Source organism: Tepidanaerobacter sp. EBM-38 (assembly GCA_001896545.1).
Taxonomy (GTDB): domain Bacteria; phylum Bacillota; class Thermosediminibacteria; order Thermosediminibacterales; family Tepidanaerobacteraceae; genus Tepidanaerobacter.
In genome coordinates, this window is sequence record MPOT01000025.1 from 125,483 (window position 1) to 146,988 (window position 21,506).

A 21,506-nucleotide genomic window follows, 5' to 3' on the forward strand; every position below is an offset into this window, starting at 1 on the left:
TAAACGGAAGGAAAGACATCTATGGATATAAAAATCAATGAAGTCAATAATAAAAACCTCATCTCAATAAGGCATACACATATCAAAAATAAATTTACATTTCTCACCATAATATTTGCTGTAGTCTTTATAATATCTTTTACAGTAGGTCGGTATCCTTTGACAATAAAACAGCTTTTGGATTTTCTTATACTTAGATTTTTCCATGTTTCCAAAGAAGTACCTGATGTAGTCGAGACCGTTATAATGAATCTGAGGCTTCCTCGAATTTTAGCAGCAGTTTTGGTAGGGTCATCTCTGGCAGCTTCAGGCGCAGCTTATCAAGGTATTTTTAAAAATCCTCTGGCTTCGCCGGATGTTTTAGGGGCTTCAGCCGGTTCGGCCTTTGGGGCAAGTCTTGCCATTTATTTTTCATTTAGCCATTACGGAATACAGCTTTCAGCTTTTATCTTTGGAATAATTTCGGTGTTGTTGGCCTTTATCATAAGCCAAAGGATTCGCACCGATTCGGCGGTGGCATTGGTTCTAACCGGCATGCTTGTAAGCACACTCTTTTCATCGGCAATATCCCTTATAAAATATGTGGCTGATCCTTTTGATAAGCTTCCCACCATAACCTTTTGGCTAATGGGAAGCCTATCAGGTATGAGCATGCGTAGTGTAAAATTTGCGTGTATTCCCATATTCATAAGTTTAACGGTGCTTTGCCTATTGCGTTGGCAAATAAGTGTGCTGTCACTGGGAGATGAAGAGGCTAAAGCCCTTGGAGTCAATACACAACGTCTGCGGCTGATTGTTATCATTTGCTCCACTGTTCTTACGGCAACATCCGTATGTATAAGCGGTGTTATCGGTTGGATAGGGCTGGTGATACCAAATTTAGCGCGATTACTTGTTGGCTCTAATTATATGCATCTTCTTCCTGCAACCATAGTCATGGGCGGTACTTTTTTGCTGGGAGTGGATTGTGTTTCTCGGGGCCTTTTTCCTGTGGAAGTGCCATTGGGAATACTTACGGCCTTTATAGGTGCTCCCTTCTTTTTAATACTATTATACAAGGGTTGGAGGGAATAAAAGTGAAGTTGGACCTAAACGAAGTTGCAGTTGGGTATAAGGGTATAGCGGTTTTAAAGGATGTATCCTTTACCTTAAACACCGGAGAAGTTTTATGTATATTGGGTCCTAACGGCTCGGGCAAGACCACGCTTTTTAAGACAATCATGAAACTTAAACCGCCTTTGTCCGGTGTTATTTCCATTGACGGCTGTGATATCTCAAAATGGCCTTATGACAAAATCGCCACTTATATCGGATATATTCCTCAAAACTATAGTACAGTTTTTCCATATACAGCCTTAGAAATGGTACTTATGGGAAGAACTCCCGGACTTAGCATATGGTCAGTACCTAAAGCGGAGGATATACAAATTGCATTGGACTCTATGAAAGCATTAAGCATACTTCATTTAAAGGATAAAATCTTTACAAAAATAAGCGGTGGAGAAAGACAACTGGTTTTAATAGCGCGGGCAATAGCTCAACAGACAAAACTTCTGATTATGGATGAGCCAACTAATAACTTAGACTTTGGAAATCAAGTTTTAATACTAAACCAAATAAAAAAGCTTTCCCAAAAAGGCATAGCGGTCATTATGGCTACTCATGTTCCGGAACACGCCTTTTTGTATGCTGATAAAGTACTTATGGTCAAAGACGGGTATGTTTTAGCATATGGCAAAAGCAAAGAAATCCTATCCGAAGAGAATCTCAAAAAACTATATGGTGTAAATTTAAAACTAATGCCGGTTGCAAGTGAATGTTATCCTAGTTTTAAAGTGTGTATTCCAGGAGTTGTTTAGGTTAGTGGTAAGCAAATTGAGATTATAATAAAAAAAGGAGAGATGAATAAATGATTTTAAGAAAAAGAACAACTGTTAAAATACTCAGTATTACTTTATTAGCGGTGATTTTATTATCATTAGCTACAGGGTGTACCAATAATCCTCAAGGGACAGCCGAGATACCTCAACAACCAGAGCCAGAAGTAAATGAAAATGTGATTACAGATATGGCCGGCAGAGAAGTAATCCTACCCGAGAAAACAGAAAAGATATTTTCCTTAAGCCCCGTAGGGACCATCATGCTATACACCTTGTGTCCGGAAAAACTTTTGGGTTGGAACTACGAATTAAGCGAAATGGAGAAATATTATATACTTCCACAGTATAAAGATTTGCCAAATCTGGGCGGAGCCGGTAAAAACCCCCCAAATGCTGAAGAAATATTAAAGCTAAAACCTGACATAATTGTTTATGTTACCGATATAAATGAAACAAACATATCTACGGCGGAGCAGTTTCAAAATGAGCTGAATATTCCTGTGGTAGTCCTTGATGGAGATATAGAAAAAACTGCAGATACATATGCCTTGTTGGGGAAAATTATCGGAGATGAAGCCACAGCGGAAAATTTATGTGCTTATATAAAAGAAACGATACAAGAGATTCAGGACAAAGCAAAATCAATATCTGAAGATAAAAAGGTAAGGGTTTATTATGCTGAAGGGAATGATGGCCTGGAGACTGATCCCAGGGGTTCGGGGCATGTGCAAGTCTTAGATATGGTAGGTGGGATAAATGTTGCGGAGGTTTCAAAAATAGAAGGCTCCGGCCGACTTAAGGTCTCTTTGGAACAGCTTTTGAACTGGAATCCGGATTTGATAATTGCATGGGCTGATGATCGAGGAGGGTATTACTCAAACATTTTTAAAGATGAAAATTGGAGCGGACTTAATGCGGTGAAAAATGGTGAAGTTTATGAAATACCCAATTTTCCTTTTAGCTGGTTTGACCGCCCGCCATCTGTAAATCGAATTTTAGGTCTAAAATGGCTAGGCAATCTTTTGTATCCTGAGGTATTTGATTATGATATAAAGAAAGAAGTGAAGTATTTTTACGAACAATTTTACCATTATCAACTGACGGAGGAAGAGCTGGCAAAACTGGTTGATACTTCTACAAGAAGGCAATAAATCAAAAAATACCAAATTTATCGTTTTATTTATGACAGATGAATAATTTAAACTTATAAGATAGAGAGAAACATAAAGGGATAGTAGTGGATTATAGAAAGTTTCAAGAATATATGTGAAATAGATCTTATTGAGTGTTGACGTTCCATATATAAATAAGTCTAAGCTGGGAAAAGGTGGTGTGCAGTGTGCATGATGAAATTGTGTTTTGCAAAGGTGGAGGTTGCACAGCTAAACTGGGGCCGGGAATTTTAGCTTCAGTGCTTGAGAAGTTGCCTAAGGCTACTACAGATTCTAATTTGCTGGTGGGTTTTGACAGCTCTGACGATGCAGCAGTATACCAATTGACACCTGATTTAGCAGTTGTTCAGACTCTGGATTTTTTTCCACCAATGGTAGATGACCCTTATACTTTTGGACAAATTGCAGCAACTAATGCACTTTCTGATATCTATGCAATGGGCGGAGAAGTTAAGACGGCTCTAAATATTGTCTGTTTCCCTGAAAATATGGATCTGAATGTTTTAGGGGAAATTATGCTTGGGGGCAATGAAAAAGTTCAAGAGGCTGGAGGAGTCTTGGTGGGGGGACATTCCATTGCAGACATTGACGTGAAATATGGCCTTTCTGTAATGGGTATTATTCACCCAGATAAGATTTATAGGAACAATTCTTGTCAAGAGGGTGATCAGCTACTCTTGACAAAGCCTCTGGGTGTAGGCATTGTATGTACTGCCCAACGAGTAGGTAAAAGTTCTAATGAAGCTATGGATATTGCAATTCGCTCCATGATAACACTTAATAAATATGCAGCAGAAATAATCAAAAGGTATCAAGTACATGCGTGTACAGATGTGACAGGTTTTGGCTTTTTAGGTCATCTTCAGGAGATGTTAGGATATGATTTTGGAGCAGAGATTGATAGTTTACAAGTACCACATATTCCGGAATCATTACACTATGCAAATGAGTTTTTCCTCACAGCAGCAGCTCAGAGGAATCGCAATCACGTAGGAAATAGGGTAGATTTTAGGCATATTCCGTTTGCAATGGAAGAGGTACTTTTTGATCCACAGACATCTGGTGGACTACTAGTAAGTCTGCCGCCTGAAGATGCAAAACTTGCTTTAAAAGAGATTCAATCGTTGGGATTGCCTTGTGGATTGGTCGGAGAAGTTACACGAAAAGATGATAAGCGAATCATTGTAAGATAAGCAATATGGAAGTGTAATGGGTTTGCCGGGCATGCCTAGCATAGGAAATAAAACCATTTTTACATTACTGTTTGTGCTGCTAGTAGTTGCGGCGGAATGGAGGTTAATATGAAACAAATTATTGATGCTAGAGGGAAAGCTTGTCCAATACCTGTTGTAGAGACAAAGAAAGTATTGGAAACACTTCATGAGGGTGATACCATGGAGGTGATTGTAGATAATTTTATTGCTGTACAGAATCTAAGCAAGATGGCTGAGCAAAAGAAGTTACCTATTGCTTCAAAAAAAATCAATGAAAATAACTACCTTGTGACGATAACAGTGATTGGCGCTTCAAAAAATGAAACGGTAGAAACTGCAGAAAAAACTGTTTGTTTACTAGATAATAGATTAGCTGAGACAGTTATAGTAATTTCGTCAGATAAAATGGGAGAAGGAGATGAAAAATTAGGCCATATACTCATGAAAGGGTTTATCTACGCATTGACCGAACAGGATAAGCTGCCTGAGACAATTCTATTATATAATCGTGGAGCATACTTGTCTGTAGAGGGATCAGATTCTCTGGCAGACTTGAAACTTTTAGAATCCCAAGGCGTAGAGATCTTAACTTGCGGAACATGTCTAAATCATTATAGTTTGACTGAAAAATTAGGAGTAGGTTCTGCCACAAATATGTATGCTATAGTGGAAAAACAGTTGCAGGCAAGGAAGGTTGTGAAAGTATGATTTACTTAGATCATGCAGCAACTTCTTTTCACAAGCCGCCAGAGGTTGCAGAAGCAGTTTATCGTGCTCTGCAAGGAACCGGTAACAGCGGACGCGGTGCACATGGCGCTTCATTGGATGCAAGCCGAGTGATTTATCGCGCCAGAGAGGCTATATCTGGTATGTTTAATTTAGGGGATCCTTCTCGGGTGGTGTTTACTAGTAATGCTACCGAGAGTCTAAATATTGCTATTCAAGGTCTTCTCAGACCGGGAGACCACTGCATAACCACGGCTATTGAGCATAACAGCGTGTTAAGGCCACTTTATCTGATGGAGGAGCGTGGCGTTAAACTGACAATTATTCCTGCAGATAAAAAGGGGAATATTGATGTATCTCAGATAGAATCAGCAGTTCAGGCAGAAACGAAAGCAGTAGTTTTAACTCACGCTTCAAATGTAACAGGGAATGTCCTGGACATTGAAGCGATAGGTAAGATATGTAGCAAGCATGGTATTTTATTTATATTAGATGCTTCTCAAAGTGCAGGCTTAATTCCTATAGATATGCAAAACATTAACATATCAGCACTTTGTTGTTCAGGACATAAAAACCTTCTTGGACCTCAAGGCACTGGAGTGCTGTGCCTTGCCAAGGAAGTTTTTCCTACACCTCTTAAACTTGGCGGAACAGGGATTGACAGTTTTTCACATACAATGCCAAAATTCCTGCCAGAAACCCTTGAAGCAGGTACATTAAACATTCATGGATTAGCGGGACTTTTAGCGGCCTGTGATTACTTGAACAAATATGGGCAGTTAAGGATTTTTAAAGAATCCATTGGATATGCAAAGCTGTTTATAGAGGGTGTCAAAGATATACCCGGAGTCACCTTGTATGGTGATTTTGAGTCTGAGTTAAGGACTCCGGTTGTTGCACTTAATATAAGAGACATTGATTCAAAAGAAATAGCAGATGAACTTTTCCAGCGTTTTAGAATTGCAACCAGGGCAGGTGTACATTGTGCCCCGGGCGTCCACAGAACCTTTGGAACTGAAGACCAAGGCATGGTGCGTTTTAGTTTTTCACATTTCAACACCAGAAATGAGGTAAATGAAGCAATAGATGCCTTGAAGATTCTGGAGGAGGAAAGCCGATGAGACCAAAGAAATTGCAATGTGTTGTGACATTTCAAACAACCACGGAAGCCATGACATTTGAGAAAGTTGCCAAAGCGGCAGGTCTTAGCGGTCGTATTATTCCATTACCAAGAGCTATTGCAGCTGGATGTGGTCTGGCGTGGAAAGAAGATCCAAAATACAGAGTCTTACTTGAAAGGCTTATTAATGAACATAATCTTGTATATAATAAAATCTATGAGCTAGTGATTTAAGTTAAAGTGTGTTAGGGTCAAATTTTGACTTTTGAACCAAAAATCAGATAAAAATGGCCTGAACCCCAACAAATTGGACATACCTTATAAACCAATTCGTACTCTTCGTGAATACACTCGTTATCATTCAAAACTTGTTTCTTGTAAAAGTAGTGGAAAAAATAGATTCCAAATATATCCGTGGCATAGGTTAAGCTTAAATAAAGTAAAATTTTTTGAGACCTATGTAGGCCTTTAGTAAGTGTACCCTTTTTTACTATATTCCAGATTGTTTTTTACGCTAATATCCTCTGTCAATATGAAAAATCGGATTGGCATTAGGTGCTACAGATGAGCAATACCGAGAGTAAGAAAAGACACTGATTGTTTGTTCAGTGTCTTTTCTTACATTAAAAACCATTATCAAAATTTACAATTACTTTTTAAAATCCGGTTCAAATTCATCAATTGAAACCTTGAGCAATGATACGCTATAGGCCATTGAAGGGCCGCCGCCAAAAGCCACGGCTACCATTGCAGTTTCCGCGAGTAGCACTTGCTTCAAGTGCTTTATAAACATGGCAAGTGATGCAATATTTACAGCGGTTTTATTAGTAATAAAGGCTACACATTCATCTAAGTCAAACAATCTATTATCAGCCCATTCTGGTTTAAGAACCTTCAAAGCACAATCATATTATTGTTTTAAGTGGAAAGAAATGCTCCCATATAAGCCTTAGATATGATTATCTATTTTTATGTAAGATTATGATAATGGGAGGAAACCTTAACTTTAGAGTATATATTTAATCGGGATAGGCTTAGAGCTCTATATAAATCTTATATATTAAAATTGACAGTAGTTATTTTGAATGATATTATTAAAATAAGTTTTACAAATGTAATGCTACGTTACATTTGTAAAATTAACCAATTGAAGGAGGTTCTTCATGTCTAAGATAAATAACATAGCAAAGAATGTAAACGATGACAAAATACAAGCTTTACGCGATGCTTTCGGTCATCGTGCAATGTGGTTGTATTACCTTTTGGACGAAGTAAAAAAAACCGGGTGTGAAAACTGGAAAGATATTGGGTATAAGGCAACATTTCGCTGTGGATGCTTTCATGGTGAACATTTTAAGACATTAATCAATGGAACCACTCTGAAAGATTTTGAAACTGAGTTTGCAGAGCCAAACGGAAACGGAAGAAAAATCTTCGAAATGGAAGAGATTCTCAAAACAGATAACGAGTATTATTTGGATTTTCACTACTGTCCGCTTGTTGAAGCATGGCAGAAATTGGGTTGTACTGACGAAGAAATTGAAGTGTTATGCGATATAGCCATGAATGGTGATCGCGGGATTGCAAGCGTTTTCAACGATTTCGAATTTACCTTGGGGAAAACCATTGCACAGGGGCATAATTGTTGTGAAATAAGGTTTAACAAGAAAAAATAGTTCTTATTAAACCTGTCAATAAACGGTTAGGGCATCAGACTGTTGCAAGTTTATATCCTAATGACTGAGGAAGGCTTGGCCGATAATTGTCGGTACAAACTTGACGAAGTACTAACATCCTTAATTCATCCTGACGCCTGTTTATATCTTTAATTTGTATAGCTTTAACCGATATGCTCAATACAGAATTTTTCTTCTTGTCGGCATTTTGCTAGGATTTATGTGAGTTTTTCTAACAAAATCAAAATATTGTTAATCTTGATTTAAGGGGGTATGAATGGGGTGGATGAAATGGAGGATATCAATAAAAGGAATTTAATAAAGATTGCACACTGGTATTATAACGAAGGAATGACACAGGAAGAAATTGCAATCAAATTGAATTGTACACGTCAAAAGATTAATAAGATCATTAATTCACTGGTAGATATGGGTGTAGTAACAATTAGCATCAACGGCATGGACGATGATAAATATGTGAGATTGGAAAACGCATTGGAAAAGGAGTTTTCAGTCAGCCAGATTGTAATTGCAGATATCGACCATTGTCCAAATCAAATGCTTAGACAGCTCGGGAAAAAGGCTGCTTATTGGTTAGATGAGTTCATAAAGAATAAACAGGTTGTTGGTATTTCGTGGGGTGAAGCCTTAAGTGCAACAGTTTCCAATATGCGTGTGCAAAACAAAAGTTCTTGCAATGTAGTGCAGTTGGTTGGCGGAATGGATATTGACCATAATCTTCGAATGATTAAACCGGATGAGCTTACCCGCCTACTTGCGCATAAACTGTCATGCAACCATACGCTGCTTTATGCACCGGCCGTAATGGAAAGTAATACGGCTAGAGAGGTTATTATAAATGATATTACTGTTCGTAAAGTGTTTGAAATGATATCCAAATGTGATGTGGCCATTGTAGGTATAGGCCAACTCAGTGCTGAATCCACTGCTGCTAAATTGGGATATCTGTCTGAAGATGACCTTAAAACATATGAGGATGAAGGATATGTAGGGGAAATCGCATTTAATCCTTTTAAACAGGATGGACAGTGGCAAAAATCTGCTCATCATAGTAAGGTGATAGGCATAGATGCAGTTATGCTGGAAAAAATTCCATATGTTGTTGCAGTAGCCGGTGGAATAGATAAAATCAATGCAGTTCTGGGAGCACTTAAAACAGGTTGTATCGATGTGCTGATAACTGACAGTATTTTAGCTAAGGGGCTTGCAGATCGAATTGGACTATCTTATTAAGTGTATTTTGCGAGAGGGGCAATGACATGATTTTACAGAAAAAAAGAGAAGAATTAATTGAATACGGAATAAAGATGCTTGATAACAATCTTACCGTAGGTACAGGTGGAAACTTAAGTATCTGTGATAGAGCATCAGGAATGATGGCAATTACTCCAAGCGGTATTGAATATCATGAAATTAAGCCGGAAAACATTGCCATAATTGAAATTGAAACTGGGAAAATAGTTGATGGTGACAAGGTCCCATCAAGCGAGCGTGATATGCACCGAATTTTTTATAAGTATAGAACGGACTTGGATGCCATTATCCATACACATACAACGTTTGCGGCTACGATATCCTGCTTGAATCAGCCACTACCAGCAGTTCATTATCTGGTTGCATTTGCCGGTGAAGATGTTCGCTGTGCCGAATATGCTACCTACGGAACAGTTCAACTTGCAAAAAATGCTTTTGAGGCAATGAAAGGCCGTAAAGCAGTATTGCTAGCTAATCACGGTTTGTTAGCTGGAGGTGCAAGTTTGGCAGAAGCCTATGCAGTAACAGAACAAATAGAATTCTGCTGTGAGCTGTATTATCGTGCAAAATCAATTGGTGAGCCGGTTATTCTTCCATCGGAAGAAATGGTTAGGATGATTGAGCGATTTAAAGGCTATGGGAAAACAATAGAGGATCACCAGGAAATATAGATAATAAAAATAAACAGAGTCGAATTCAACTTAGGAGAGGTAATGTATGAAGGCTTTAGTTACAGCAGAGGTTAATTCTGACATCATAAAAGAGCTGGAAAATTTAATTGATATTACTTATGAGGGTTGGGAAAAGGAATACCGAGTTTTAACCGAAGAAGAAATGATTTCTTATTCAAGGGATAAAGATATTATTATTACTAGCTATGATCCAATTACAAAAGAAGTCATAGGTCAGTGCCCCAATCTAAAACTGATTGTGTGCACCCGTTCAAATCCGGTGAACATAGATATTAAATATGCCAGAGAAAAAAATATTAAGATCAGCTACGCACCTGGACGAAACTCCGATTGCACAGCGGAATTTACCGTAGCATTAATGTTAGCTGTAACTCGCAAGATTCCTATGGCCTATAAAGCACTGAAAGACGGTAAGCATGTCGGGTTAAAGGAAAAACAGCAGACAATTAAAGCGGGATTAAGAAGAGATGTGACATGGGATTTAAATGATAAATCTCCCTATGTTATGTTTAAAGGTACGCAATTGAAGGGAAAAACAGTAGGAATTATAGGTTATGGAAGTATTGGAAGAAGGGTGGCAAATATTTGCAGAGCATTTGGGATGAATGTTCTGATAAATGATCCGTTTTTCAAAAATACCGATGAAATCACTGGTGTCACATTTGTATCTTTCGATGAGTTGTTAAAACAAGCAGATATAGTTTCAGTCCACTGTAAGGATTGTGAGGAAACGCAAAATCTGATCAATGCTCGGGCGTTTGAATTAATGAAAAAAACAGCATTTTTAATTAACACTTCAAGAGGGGCATTGGTAGATGAGCAGGCTCTGATTGACGCGCTGGCCAGTAAAAGAATAGCCGGAGCAGCATTAGATGTATTTAGTAGTGAACCAATTGCAGCAGATCATCCTTTCATCACGGAACTTGATAATGTGGTAATTACGCCTCATCTGGCGGGTGCTACATATGATGCAATAGATAACCATACACATCAATTGGTGGAAGATGTGAAACTGTTTTTAGAAGGAAAGCCTTTAAAGTATGAATATAAATCGTAATAAAGTAAACATAGTTTAAAAGGAGAAATTAAATGTTTGCAAATATTAGTGCAGGCGCATGGGTCTATGGAACATGCAGTGACCGATATGTAAGTGATGGATATAAAGATAAGATGGACTTTGTTTCCCGAGTTGAACGTTTGTCAAATATTGAGGAAGTTAAAGGTATTGAGATTACCTATCCATTTGACATAAACGAAGAAAACTATGATCATTATAAAACCTTGTTGGAAGAGAAAAGCTTAACTATTTCCTGTATTGGTGTTGAGCTTGTATGTGATAGAAAGTGGAAGACCGGTTCCTTCTGTTCTCCACATAAGGAAGTTCGTGAGGAGACTATCAAGCTTGTAAAAAAAGCCATGGATTTCGCCAATCAAATTGGCGTAGAAATTGTGAATTTATGGCTTGGGCAAGACGGGTTTGATTATTTAATGCAGACAAATTACGTGGATGCGTGGAAATTCCTGATAGAAGGCCTGAGGGAATGTGCCAATTATAATACAAAGGTTAAACTGGGTTTAGAGTATAAAGCCAGTGAACCCCGTCTTAACTGCTTTTTAAATTCCGGCGGTAAAGCTTTAGCTGTTGCCCAGGCAACAGGCTGCAGCAATGTAGGTGTAACTTTGGATATTGGGCATGCTCTAAATGCCAAAGAAAACCCGGCGGAAATTGCAAGCATTTTAATGGCCGAAAACAAGCTGTTTCATCTGCACTTTAATGATAACTACTTTATAGCTGATGATGATATGCCTGTAGGCAGTGTGCACTTCTTACATTTTGTGGAATTAATCTATTGGCTGAAAAAACTAGGATATTCAGGTTGGTATTCTCTTGACCTTTATCCATATAGGGATGATCCTGACGAAGCCTGTAAAACATCCATTCATTTTATTAGAATGATCGAAAAGATGGTGGAAAAGAAACTAAAGGATTTAGATTTTCATGAAATGGCAGAAACTGCAGCAAGCAAAAATATGTGTAATTTATTTACTAAAATGTTTGATATGGGGGAGTAACGGATGAAAGCTGCTGTTTGGCATGGCTACAAAGATGTAAGAATAGAAGACGTTCCTGAACCGAAACTGAGCCCAGATTGCGTGAAAATTAAGGTTTACTGGGCAGGCATATGCGGTACAGATCGCCATGAGTATGTAGGCCCAAATTTTATTCCTACAGAAAAGCCCCATCGATTAACTCAGCGAACAGCTCCATTAATAATTGGGCATGAGTTTACAGGAATCATCGTAGAGGTAGGGGGAAATGTTACTGGGTGGAAAGTGGGAGACCGGGTTACTGCAAATGGAAGTTTAACCTGTAAAAGCTGTGAAATGTGCAAAACAGGACGGTACAACATTTGCTCAAAACTGGGATTTCTAGGTGTAGGCGATGATGGAGCATTTGCCGAATATGTCACTGTAGAGGCTGATAGGCTGTTCCGTATTCCGGATAATGTTACACTTAGACAAGGCCTACTGGCTGAGCCCATCGCTTGTGGCATACATTCTACAAATCTTATAAATGACGTTCAAGGTAAGGATGTCGTTGTCATTGGTCCCGGTATTATTGGATTAGGATGCTTTTTCGCGGCAACTCTCAAGGGCGCATCAAAAGTTTTGGTTGCGGGAATAGGTGATAATCGGGAGGCGTTAATTCGCCGTTATAATGGCGATTATGTTGATACCCAAAAGACAGATTTGGCTGAGTATGTTAAAAACTGGTCTAATGGTAAAATGGCAGATATTGTTTACGAGTGTGTTGGAGTTCAACAAACATTAAACAATGCAATAAGCATCTCAAAACCTGGAGCAAAAATAATGGTAATGGGTGTTTTTGGCCAGAAACCGCTGATTTCCATGAATGATTTACAGGAGGGCGAGCGGGTGCTGATGACATCACAAGCCCATTTAAATGAGATAGAAACTGCATTGGAGTACTTTTCTAAAGGAAAAATTGATGCAGATGAACTAATTACAAGAGAAGTAACACTTGATACTCTTGTAGAGGACGGGTTTGAAGAGCTTTTGAAAAACGCTTCTAAACATATTAAGGTCGCTATTAAGATTGTAGATACAAAATAAAATTTATAATGGAGGCTAATCATAATGAGTTCAAATGAGCATAAATTTGCTACAAAAGCCGTTCATGCAGGTCAACATGGAGATCCTGTAACAGGCGCAGTAGTTTCACCCATGTTTATGACAAGCACATATGAGTATACACCTGAGAAAATGGCACGCTATCTGGCGGGCGATAAAAAGGGCATCTTCACATATGGGCGTTCAAGGAACCCGACCCAAAATGAACTGCAGAATAAGATCTGTGCACTATCAGGTGGAGAGGCAGCGCTGGTTACTGCCTCTGGAATGTCGGCAATTTCACTGGCACTGCTTAGCTGTGTTCACTCCGGTGATCATGTAATCAGCTGCAGTACGGTTTATAGTGGCACTTACAACTTGTTCACCAAAATATTTGAAGAGCTAAATATTGAGGTAACATTCCTTGAGGAAATGACAGAGGAAGCATTAGAGAAAGCTCTAAAGCCAAATACAAAAGTACTGTATGCAGAAAGTGTATATAACCCAACCCTAGTTGTATCTGATTTGAAGTTTATTGCAGAATGGGCAAAATCCAAAGGCGTTATTTCAATGATCGATAACACCTTTATGTCACCATATTTACTTAGACCGCTGGAGTATGGAATTGATGTTGTGGTACACAGTACAACTAAATACTTGAACGGACATGGAGATTTAATCGGTGGTGTCATTATCAGTAACAAGGATTTTATTGAGAACATTAGAAGCTCTATCTATCAGGAGTTGGGGCCCACTCCCAGTCCATTTAGCTGTTGGCTGATGCTCAGAGGCATGAAAACCCTTCATATTAGGATGAGAGAGCATTGTAGTAATGCCATGACGATTGCCAAGTGGCTTGAGAAACAGGATAAGATTGAGAAAGTCATATATCCCGGGCTGGAGAGCCACCCACAGCACGAACTGGCAAAAAAGCAGTTCGGAGCTAAAGGATACGGTGGGATGGTATCTTTTGTGGTCAAAGGCGGAATGGAAGGAGCTACACGTTTCATCAGTAATATTAAACTTGCAAAGTATTGTGTGAGCTTAGGAGATTTGGATACCATGATTCAACAGCCTGCCACCATGACCCATGGAAAGATATCGCCGACAGAAAGAGAACGCATGGGAATTCCCGATGGAATGATAAGACTTTCGGTGGGAATTGAAGATTCCGAAGATATCATTCATGATTTAGAACAAGCCCTGGAGAGTGTATAATCTCATGAAAAAAGTGTTTTTGGTGATAGATTCCGGCACTACGAAGATTAAAGCTGCTTTAATTGCATCTAACGGTATGCAGGTCGATATGGTCAGTGAGTATATCACCACACACTCCCCGTTAACAGGTGCCAGCGAAATGGATATGAATGAGGTGTGGCAAACAGTTTGTAAAGCTGTTGGCCGTTTGCATCAAAACAATCAATCTGTCTGGAACAACATAGTTGGAGTTGGGGTAACCGCTCAGGGCGATGGTGCATGGTTGGTTGATAAAGATGGAAATCCGGTTTGTAATGCCATTTTGTGGAATGATACCAGAGCGAAAGCCATGGTGGATTTGGACTATGATGCCATTAATAAAATGTGTTCCGGATACTGCACCACTCCACTTTTTGCTGGCGCGGCCCCGATAATTCTTAAATGGATGAAAGCAAATCATCCTGATAAATATAAAAAAATACACATGGTGCTGCACTGTAAGGACTGGATTAATTTTAAGATGACCGGACAGTTGTCAACTGATTGGACTGATGCATCTACATCGCTGACTGATATCTTTACTAATAAATATGTATACGAAATACTTGATGCACTGGATATAGCAGAAACCAAAGGTAAGTTTCCGCCGATATTATCTCCTGCTGATGTTGTTGGCCGGATTACTCCTCAAGCGATGAAACAGCTTTATGTGAAAGCCGGTACGCCGGTAATAGCCGGTGTCTTGGACGTAATTGCTGTTGCAGTAGGCTGTAATGTAACGGAATCCGGTGAAAAAGGAAGCATATTAGGCACAACTTTATGCAACTATGTTGCTCTTGACCGGCAGGATGTCAAAAATGATTATTCTGTTGGGAGTATTCTCTGTCATATAAAAAAAGGGAAATATATTCGATTAATGGCTGCATTGAGTGGGGCATCAACGTTGGATTGGGTGCGAAAAGAGATATTAAATAAGGAAAACTATGCGGATATTGAACTGAAGGTTGGCAAAATCCCCATAGGAAGCCAAGGCGTTTTTTATCATCCTTATATTTTTGGAGAGAGAGCTCCATTTCGCAATGATTTTGCCTGCGGCGGGTTTTATGGAATAACCGCATCACATACAAAATATCATTTGGCACGAGCAGCTTATGAAGGGCTTGCCCTCTCTATGTACGATTGCTACAATCATTTACCTCAGGGCAAGAATGGTATCAATGTGGCGGGAGGTGCTTCTCAAAGCGATATGCTTTGCCAAATTATAAGTGACTGCTTAGGGCAACCTGTCATTCGAAAAAACAGTAAGGAACTAGGTATTACAGGTATAGGGGAAATGATGAGAACAGCATGGGGATTTAGCGAAATCACAAATATAAGTGACGAGGATAATATTTGCTTCAAGCCCAACTATGCAAATCACAAAAAATACAAGCAGTTATACAGAACATTCACCAATCTCCAGCAATATATTGCTCCATTTTGGGAAGAGAGAATGATATGAAGTTCTATCGGAGTAGGAAATTCTGTACAGGAATAGGAGGAAAAATGGGAAGATGGGAAAATACGTCATAAAAAGATTGCTGATTGCAATCCCGACTTTCTTTGGAATAACAGTTTTGGTGTATATTGTTTCATCTCTTGCACCTGGCAGCCCTTTGGATCTATTACTGCAGGATCCATTCATAACAGCAGCGGAAATTGAAAGAAAAAGAATCGAGTATGGTCTTGATCAGCATGTAATTATCCAATATATCAGATGGCTCGGGGAACTGCTCCAGGGAAATTTGGGATTCTCATATAGAACACATTTACCTGTATGGGGGATGATTGTAGAGCGCTTAGGACCAACACTGGTTCTCACGTTTTCTGCCACCATTTTTTCCGTGCTGGTTGCGGTGCCTCTTGGTATTATGGCCGCATATAAGCCCTATTCGCTTTGGGATTATGCTTCATCAGGCCTATCTTTTATAGGTTCTGCTACACCTAACTTTTTTGCCGGTTTAATTTTGATTTACTTTTTTGCAGTTCGGTTAAACATACTGCCTATCGGCGGTATGTATGATACATCCGGTATACGAACTTTGCCAATGCTTGTAAAGCATCTTATTCTTCCTGCGGCAGTGTTGTCCATTCAGCAGGTGGGCAGACTGATACGTCAAACCCGGGGCAGTATGCTGGAGGTTTTATCAGAGGATTATATAAGAACAGCGCGAGCAACAGGTCTGAGAGAAAATTTAGTTTTGGTTAGGCATGCACTGAGAAATGCTCTGATTCCAATTGTAACCGAGCTAGGTTTGATGATCCCCTTTTTAATCGGAGGAGCAGTTGTTACTGAACAAATCTTTGGATGGCCGGGTTTAGGAAGTTTGATGGTGCTGTCCATAACACAGCGTGATTATCCTGTTATTATGGGAATAACCGTCTTTGTTGCAGTGGCTGTATTAATAGGAAACATTGTAACAGATTTGATATACAGTGCAATCGATCCAAGAATACGAAACAGATAATACTGAGGTGAAAAAGTGAAAAAGCAGGGAAAATCCAGTTCATATTTAGGAGATGTATTCAGACGATTTAAGGCACATAAACTGGCAATGGTTGGTCTGTGTGTGATTATATTAGAAGTTTTATTAGTTTTTTTGCTACCTATGATTTTTGACATTGACCCATATACTTCAGATATAAATGCATTCGGTGCCGCTCCAAGTGCTGAACACATTTTGGGAACTGATGATATTGGAAGAGATATCTTTGCAAGGCTGATATATGGTGGACAGGTTTCGCTGTTTGTAGGTCTTGTATCCACTCTCATCAGTGTAGCAATTGGTGTACCCCTTGGTGTTATTGCTGGATATTATGGAGGTACTTTCGAAACAATTGTTATGAGATCTGCTGATGTATTTATGTCTTTTCCATCAATTATTCTAATATTGGTATTGGTTTCAGTGGTGGGACCGTCTATTTTTACGGTGACACTTGTCATAGGAATAATGGGATGGACACAATTTGCACGGTTGATTTACGGAAATGTATTATCAGTTAGAGAAAAGGATTATGTTGAATCAGCAAGAGCAATTGGTGAAAAAAACTTTCGTATCATTACAAAATATATATTACCTAACACTTTTGCTCCAGTACTAATAGCACTTACATTTTCCACTGCAAATGCTATTATCATGGAATCCTCTTTAAGCTTTTTGGGCATGGGTGTTCAACCTCCTCAAGCATCCTGGGGAAATATTTTGTATGATGCACAATCCATTACAGTTCTTTCACAAAAGCCGTGGTTGTGGGTACCTCCTGGAATTGCATTGGTACTTACTGTTCTTAGCATAAACTTTTTTGGAGACGGTGTAAGGGATGCTCTTGATACAAAAATGAAAATTTAACAGCATATTTGACTTATTATTAAACCTTCTCAAACTTGTTAGATTTAATGTATATATAAATGAGTTTGGCTAGTGCAATGAATTATTTGTTATGGAGGTGACCAGCAAAAAACACATAATCTATATCATAAAAATCAAACCAAGAAAAGCACAAAAAGAGGAGGCAAATCAAATGTTTAAATCCACAAGAAAAACAGCAACCATGCTCGTGTCATTACTATTGGTGCTACTTATTGCACTCACGGGTTGTGGAGGATCAGGTGCAAATCCGGATTCTGAGGTAACATCGCAAAATGCTGACAAACAGGGCCCTAAAGTAGTAACCATGGCAATTGTTTCAAATTGGGATTCTCTTATTCCTCATGATACCACCAGCAGCTACAGTGATGTTATAATAAACCAGATCTTTGATAAGCTGGCTATTATCAGAAGTGATGGCACTTTTGCACCAAGGCTGGCAGATAGCTGGGAGATGAACGAGGATAGCACAGTATTTACATTTAAGCTGAATGAAAACGCTAAGTGGCACGATGGCAAACCGGTTACAGCAAATGATGTGGTATTTACTGCACAGGTGATGTCCAATGCCGACGTACCTGCAGCACGCAGAAGTACAAGATACTTTACAGGTACAGATGACAGTGGTATAGAGACTTCCGCCGGTTCAATAGGAGTGGAAGCTGTAGATGAGAAAACAGTTGCCTTTCATTTGAAATCACCTATGGACCCATCTTACTTCCTCGCAATTTTTAATAGAGACTTTTATATAATTCCGGAACATGTTTTTGAAGGTGTTGAAATGGCAGACATCAACAAAAATGAGTTTTGGCAGAAACCAATAGTTGGTTCCGGACCATGTAAATTCGATAATGTTATAACAGGTGAAAGAGTTGAATTAACTGCTAATGAAAACTATTATCTAGGGAAACCGGATTTTGACAGGTTGGTAATTAAAGTGGTTGGGGCACAAAACCTTCTATCAGGTTTGATAAGCGGAGACATTGACATTATCGCAGAGGGTTCAATCTCACTGCAGGACTGGGATATGGCACAAGCACAGGAAAATCTTGTTACAGTATCAATACCTTCATTGGGCTATCAGTACATGACATGCAACACCTCTAAGCCATACATGACACAAAAGATTAGACAGGCTATTGATTTGGCTATTAACAGAGATGTCATTATCAACCAACTTCTTAAAGGTGAGGGAGTTCCTGCTACAGGTCCCCTACCCGAAACCCATCTTTATTTCAATAAAGAATTGCTTCCTATCGAATATGATGTGGAAAAAGCAAAGCAAATGGTTGAAGAAGAAGGTTGGGACGAGTCTAGAGAACTACTGCTGATAGTTCCTCAGGGTAATCAGGTTAGAGAGAAATCTGCTCCCTTGATTCAACAGGATCTTCAGAAGATCGGTATAAAAACAAGAATTCAAATAACAGATTTCCCAACATTGTTAACCATGCTTCGTGACGGCGATTACGATCTAGGTCTAATCGGTTCAGCCGGTTCATTAGACCCCGGTGAAAGTGTATTTAATGTAACAGTTGGACATATGAATAATTTCGCACATCTGACAGATCCTACCCTTGGAAACTTAGGGCAAAAAGGCTCGAGGGGAACATCATTTGAAGAACGCAAGCCGATTTATGATGAATACCAGATGGTCCTAAATGAGCAGATGCCATTTGTATGGCTGTATTTTCCCAATAAGCTTCAAGCATACAATAAGAGATTAAGCAACGTGCCTGTTGAAGATTTTGCTTTTATGAACTGGTGCGTATGGGAATGGAAAGTTGACTAATTGCTCCGATAAAAAAGAATAATAATAATATAATTTAATGGTAGTATAAAGGGGCTGTGAAAATAAGTATATACAATCTTCCAGCCCTTTTATCTAAACTATGGAGCAGTTTAAACTTGACCAAAAAAACAGATGTTCTTTTATTCGCGTCCAAATTGAATCCCTATTTTTGTTAGCAAGTGTATAAATCCTGATGCTACATTGAATCAAGATTAAAAAAGTTTTTAACCATTACTTGATATACACAGACAATGTGCATCTGACTGGGGGTCGAAAGATGGCAAATACATTACTGGAAGTTAATAACTTACAAGTACAATTTAGTACAATAGACAGCACAGTGACTGCAGTTGACGGAGTAAGTTTTTCTGTCAATAAAGGTGAGACACTTGGAGTTGTTGGAGAATCGGGATGTGGGAAAAGTGTTACATCTATGGCAATCCTTCGACTTTTAGGTAAGACCGGGAAAATCACACAAGGTGAAATCCTCTTTGAAGGTCAGGATATTCTTAAAAAATCTGAATCTGATATGTGCCAAATTCGCGGGAAAGAAATTGCAATGATTTTCCAGGACTCAATGACAGGGTTAAACCCTGTAATGACAATTGGGAAACAGTTAATAGGAACCATCACTGTGCATGAAAAGATGAATAAAAAGACGGCGGAGAAAAAAGCAATTGACATGCTTAAAAAGGTGGGGATTCCTTCTCCAGAACAGAGAATGAATGAATACCCCCATCAATTGAGCGGAGGGATGAGGCAGAGAGTGATGATAGCCATGGCATTGTCATGCAACCCATCTTTGTTAATTGCAGATGAACCGACTACTGCTTTAGACGTGACAATACAAGCACAAATTATAGAATTAATGAAAGATCTTAAAAAAACATCAGAAGCTGCTATTATAATTATTACACATGATTTGGGTGTCGTAGCCGAGATGGCAGATCGTATCATGGTTATGTATTCTGGTCAGGTGGTAGAATACGCTGATGCCAGAAGTATCTTTATAAACCCGCTCCATCCTTATACAAGAGGGCTATTGTCATCAATTCCCCGTTTGGATAAAGATGTAGACGTTTTATATGCGATTAAGGGTTCTGTGCCTAGTCTTCAAAACGTGCCAAAAGGATGCCGTTTCTGTGAAAGATGTCAAGATGCAATGGAAATATGCAAGAATAAACCACCTGTTCTATGTACCGTCGGAGATTGCAGTGTCAGGTGTTGGAAATATACTAAATGAACAGGAGAAGACGGGAATGAAAGGTATCTTAGAGGTAAAAAATTTAAAAAAACATTTCGTAACTCCAAAAAGTTTTTTCAATAAAGAGGAAAAAAGAGTCAGGGCTGTAGATGACATCAGTTTGTTCATTAGCAAGGGTGAGACACTGGGGTTGGTTGGAGAAAGCGGATGCGGAAAGTCCACTTTTGGCCGTGCTGTACTGAGGCTGACGGAACCTACATCCGGTTCGGTTCACTATAATGGTGTTGATATTTTAAAATTGAACAAAAATGATATGCGAAATATGCGTCAAAAGATGCAGATAATCTTTCAAGATCCATATGCATCCCTCAATCCAAGAATGACAGTGTTAGAATTAATCAGAGCACCACTTGACGCTTTTAATATTGGAACGGAAAAAGAAAGAGAAGAAAAAGTTATTGATATACTGGAGCTTGTGGGATTGGACAAACAAAATCTACGCAAGTATCCACATGAATTTTCAGGTGGTCAGAGACAGCGTATTGTAATAGCGAGGGCATTGATTTTAAATCCTGAGTTTATTGTATGTGATGAACCTGTTTCTGCCTTAGATGTATCCATTCAATCACAGGTACTGAACCTGATGCAACAGCTGAAGCAGGAGTTGAACTTGACCTTTTTATTTATCTCACATAATCTCAGTGTGGTAAAACACATAAGTGACCGAGTGGCAGTTATGTATTTAGGTAAAATCGTGGAAATTGCAGAGAAAAAAAGTCTGTATATTGATCCTCTGCACCCGTATACCAAAGCACTCATGTCCTCTATTCCTATACCTGATATCGATGCACCTGAGAGAAAAATTATTTTGACAGGTGAAGTGCCAAGTCCCTTGAATCCGCCAACAGGATGCAGATTTCATACTAGGTGTTCTCATTGTATAGAAAAGTGCAAAGTACAAGAACCGGCCCTTGTTAACGTTTCAGACAAAACAATGGTTGCCTGTCATTTGTATGAATAGC

20 protein-coding genes and 1 pseudogene are annotated in these 21,506 nt (G+C 39.0%); 20 read left to right on the plus strand and 1 reads right to left on the minus strand.

Going from position 1 to position 21,506, the window contains the following annotated elements; genetic code table 11:
* The first annotated feature begins 21 nt into the window (after nucleotides 1–21).
* The 7 genes from BUC45_RS02445 to BUC45_RS02475 all read left to right on the plus strand — a co-directional run bounded on the left by BUC45_RS02445 (nucleotide 22) and on the right by BUC45_RS02475 (nucleotide 6,346).
* On the plus strand, nucleotides 22–1,074 hold the full coding sequence (locus BUC45_RS02445) for an iron ABC transporter permease (RefSeq protein WP_013777547.1): 1,053 nt from the start codon (nucleotides 22–24) through the stop codon (nucleotides 1,072–1,074).
* Between the two features lie 2 nt (nucleotides 1,075–1,076).
* The gene (locus tag BUC45_RS02450; RefSeq protein WP_013777548.1) at nucleotides 1,077–1,859 is read left to right on the plus strand and encodes an ABC transporter ATP-binding protein; all 783 of its coding nucleotides are present in this window, start codon (nucleotides 1,077–1,079) and stop codon (nucleotides 1,857–1,859) included.
* A 50-nt stretch (nucleotides 1,860–1,909) separates the two neighbouring features.
* Entirely contained in the window at nucleotides 1,910–3,031 is a 1,122-nt protein-coding gene (locus BUC45_RS02455) for an ABC transporter substrate-binding protein (RefSeq protein ID WP_013777549.1), read from the plus strand.
* A gap of 188 nt (nucleotides 3,032–3,219) precedes the next feature.
* The gene (gene selD / locus BUC45_RS02460) at nucleotides 3,220–4,245 is read left to right on the plus strand and encodes a selenide, water dikinase SelD (protein WP_013777550.1); all 1,026 of its coding nucleotides are present in this window, start codon (nucleotides 3,220–3,222) and stop codon (nucleotides 4,243–4,245) included.
* A gap of 108 nt (nucleotides 4,246–4,353) precedes the next feature.
* Nucleotides 4,354–4,974: a sulfurtransferase-like selenium metabolism protein YedF gene (yedF, locus tag BUC45_RS02465; RefSeq protein ID WP_013777551.1), complete on the plus strand. Its 621-nt coding sequence runs from the start codon at nucleotides 4,354–4,356 to the stop codon at nucleotides 4,972–4,974.
* Nucleotides 4,971–6,113, plus strand: a complete 1,143-nt coding sequence (locus BUC45_RS02470; protein WP_013777552.1) for an aminotransferase class V-fold PLP-dependent enzyme — start codon at nucleotides 4,971–4,973, stop codon at nucleotides 6,111–6,113. Before yedF ends, BUC45_RS02470 begins: the two co-directional genes overlap by 4 nt.
* Nucleotides 6,110–6,346, plus strand: a complete 237-nt coding sequence (locus BUC45_RS02475; RefSeq protein WP_013777553.1) for a DUF3343 domain-containing protein — start codon at nucleotides 6,110–6,112, stop codon at nucleotides 6,344–6,346. Before BUC45_RS02470 ends, BUC45_RS02475 begins: the two co-directional genes overlap by 4 nt.
* Nucleotides 6,347–6,761: 415 nt before the next feature.
* Here the strand turns inward: BUC45_RS02475 and BUC45_RS02480 are convergent.
* Nucleotides 6,762–6,933, minus strand: a pseudogene (locus tag BUC45_RS02480) (carboxymuconolactone decarboxylase family protein); the annotation flags it as partial.
* A 342-nt stretch (nucleotides 6,934–7,275) separates the two neighbouring features.
* Here BUC45_RS02480 and BUC45_RS02485 point away from each other — a divergent pair.
* From BUC45_RS02485 to BUC45_RS02545, 13 genes are all read left to right on the plus strand, one after another.
* Nucleotides 7,276–7,788: an L-2-amino-thiazoline-4-carboxylic acid hydrolase gene (locus BUC45_RS02485; protein ID WP_013777554.1), complete on the plus strand. Its 513-nt coding sequence runs from the start codon at nucleotides 7,276–7,278 to the stop codon at nucleotides 7,786–7,788.
* A 291-nt stretch (nucleotides 7,789–8,079) separates the two neighbouring features.
* Nucleotides 8,080–9,042, plus strand: coding sequence for a sugar-binding transcriptional regulator (locus BUC45_RS02490; protein WP_013777555.1), 963 nt, complete (start codon nucleotides 8,080–8,082; stop codon nucleotides 9,040–9,042).
* Nucleotides 9,043–9,068: 26 nt separating this feature from the next.
* Nucleotides 9,069–9,734, plus strand: coding sequence for an L-fuculose-phosphate aldolase (locus BUC45_RS02495; RefSeq protein WP_296970055.1), 666 nt, complete (start codon nucleotides 9,069–9,071; stop codon nucleotides 9,732–9,734).
* A 46-nt stretch (nucleotides 9,735–9,780) separates the two neighbouring features.
* Nucleotides 9,781–10,812: a 2-hydroxyacid dehydrogenase gene (locus BUC45_RS02500; RefSeq protein ID WP_013777557.1), complete on the plus strand. Its 1,032-nt coding sequence runs from the start codon at nucleotides 9,781–9,783 to the stop codon at nucleotides 10,810–10,812.
* A 32-nt stretch (nucleotides 10,813–10,844) separates the two neighbouring features.
* Nucleotides 10,845–11,828 (plus strand): sugar phosphate isomerase/epimerase family protein, encoded by a 984-nt coding sequence (locus tag BUC45_RS02505; protein ID WP_296970057.1) that lies wholly within the window; start codon nucleotides 10,845–10,847, stop codon nucleotides 11,826–11,828.
* Between the two features lie 3 nt (nucleotides 11,829–11,831).
* Nucleotides 11,832–12,890 carry an alcohol dehydrogenase catalytic domain-containing protein gene (locus BUC45_RS02510; RefSeq protein WP_013777559.1) on the plus strand — a complete coding sequence of 353 codons (1,059 nt, stop codon included), beginning with the start codon at nucleotides 11,832–11,834 and terminating at the stop codon, nucleotides 12,888–12,890.
* Nucleotides 12,891–12,914: 24 nt separating this feature from the next.
* Nucleotides 12,915–14,105 (plus strand): PLP-dependent aspartate aminotransferase family protein, encoded by a 1,191-nt coding sequence (locus BUC45_RS02515; RefSeq protein ID WP_013777560.1) that lies wholly within the window; start codon nucleotides 12,915–12,917, stop codon nucleotides 14,103–14,105.
* Between the two features lie 4 nt (nucleotides 14,106–14,109).
* The gene (locus BUC45_RS02520) at nucleotides 14,110–15,585 is read left to right on the plus strand and encodes an FGGY-family carbohydrate kinase (RefSeq protein ID WP_013777561.1); all 1,476 of its coding nucleotides are present in this window, start codon (nucleotides 14,110–14,112) and stop codon (nucleotides 15,583–15,585) included.
* Nucleotides 15,586–15,637: 52 nt separating this feature from the next.
* A complete protein-coding gene (locus tag BUC45_RS02525) occupies nucleotides 15,638–16,591 on the plus strand; it encodes an ABC transporter permease (protein WP_013777562.1) in 954 nt (317 codons plus the stop codon).
* Between the two features lie 15 nt (nucleotides 16,592–16,606).
* On the plus strand, nucleotides 16,607–17,473 hold the full coding sequence (opp4C, locus tag BUC45_RS02530; RefSeq protein WP_013777563.1) for an oligopeptide ABC transporter permease: 867 nt from the start codon (nucleotides 16,607–16,609) through the stop codon (nucleotides 17,471–17,473).
* A gap of 172 nt (nucleotides 17,474–17,645) precedes the next feature.
* The gene (locus BUC45_RS02535) at nucleotides 17,646–19,280 is read left to right on the plus strand and encodes a peptide ABC transporter substrate-binding protein (protein ID WP_013777564.1); all 1,635 of its coding nucleotides are present in this window, start codon (nucleotides 17,646–17,648) and stop codon (nucleotides 19,278–19,280) included.
* A 277-nt stretch (nucleotides 19,281–19,557) separates the two neighbouring features.
* Nucleotides 19,558–20,523, plus strand: a complete 966-nt coding sequence (locus BUC45_RS02540) for an ABC transporter ATP-binding protein (protein ID WP_013777565.1) — start codon at nucleotides 19,558–19,560, stop codon at nucleotides 20,521–20,523.
* Nucleotides 20,495–21,505, plus strand: a complete 1,011-nt coding sequence (locus BUC45_RS02545) for a dipeptide ABC transporter ATP-binding protein (RefSeq protein WP_366749566.1) — start codon at nucleotides 20,495–20,497, stop codon at nucleotides 21,503–21,505. The genes BUC45_RS02540 and BUC45_RS02545 overlap by 29 nt, the downstream gene beginning before the upstream one ends.
* The last annotated feature ends 1 nt before the right edge of the window (nucleotide 21,506 follow it).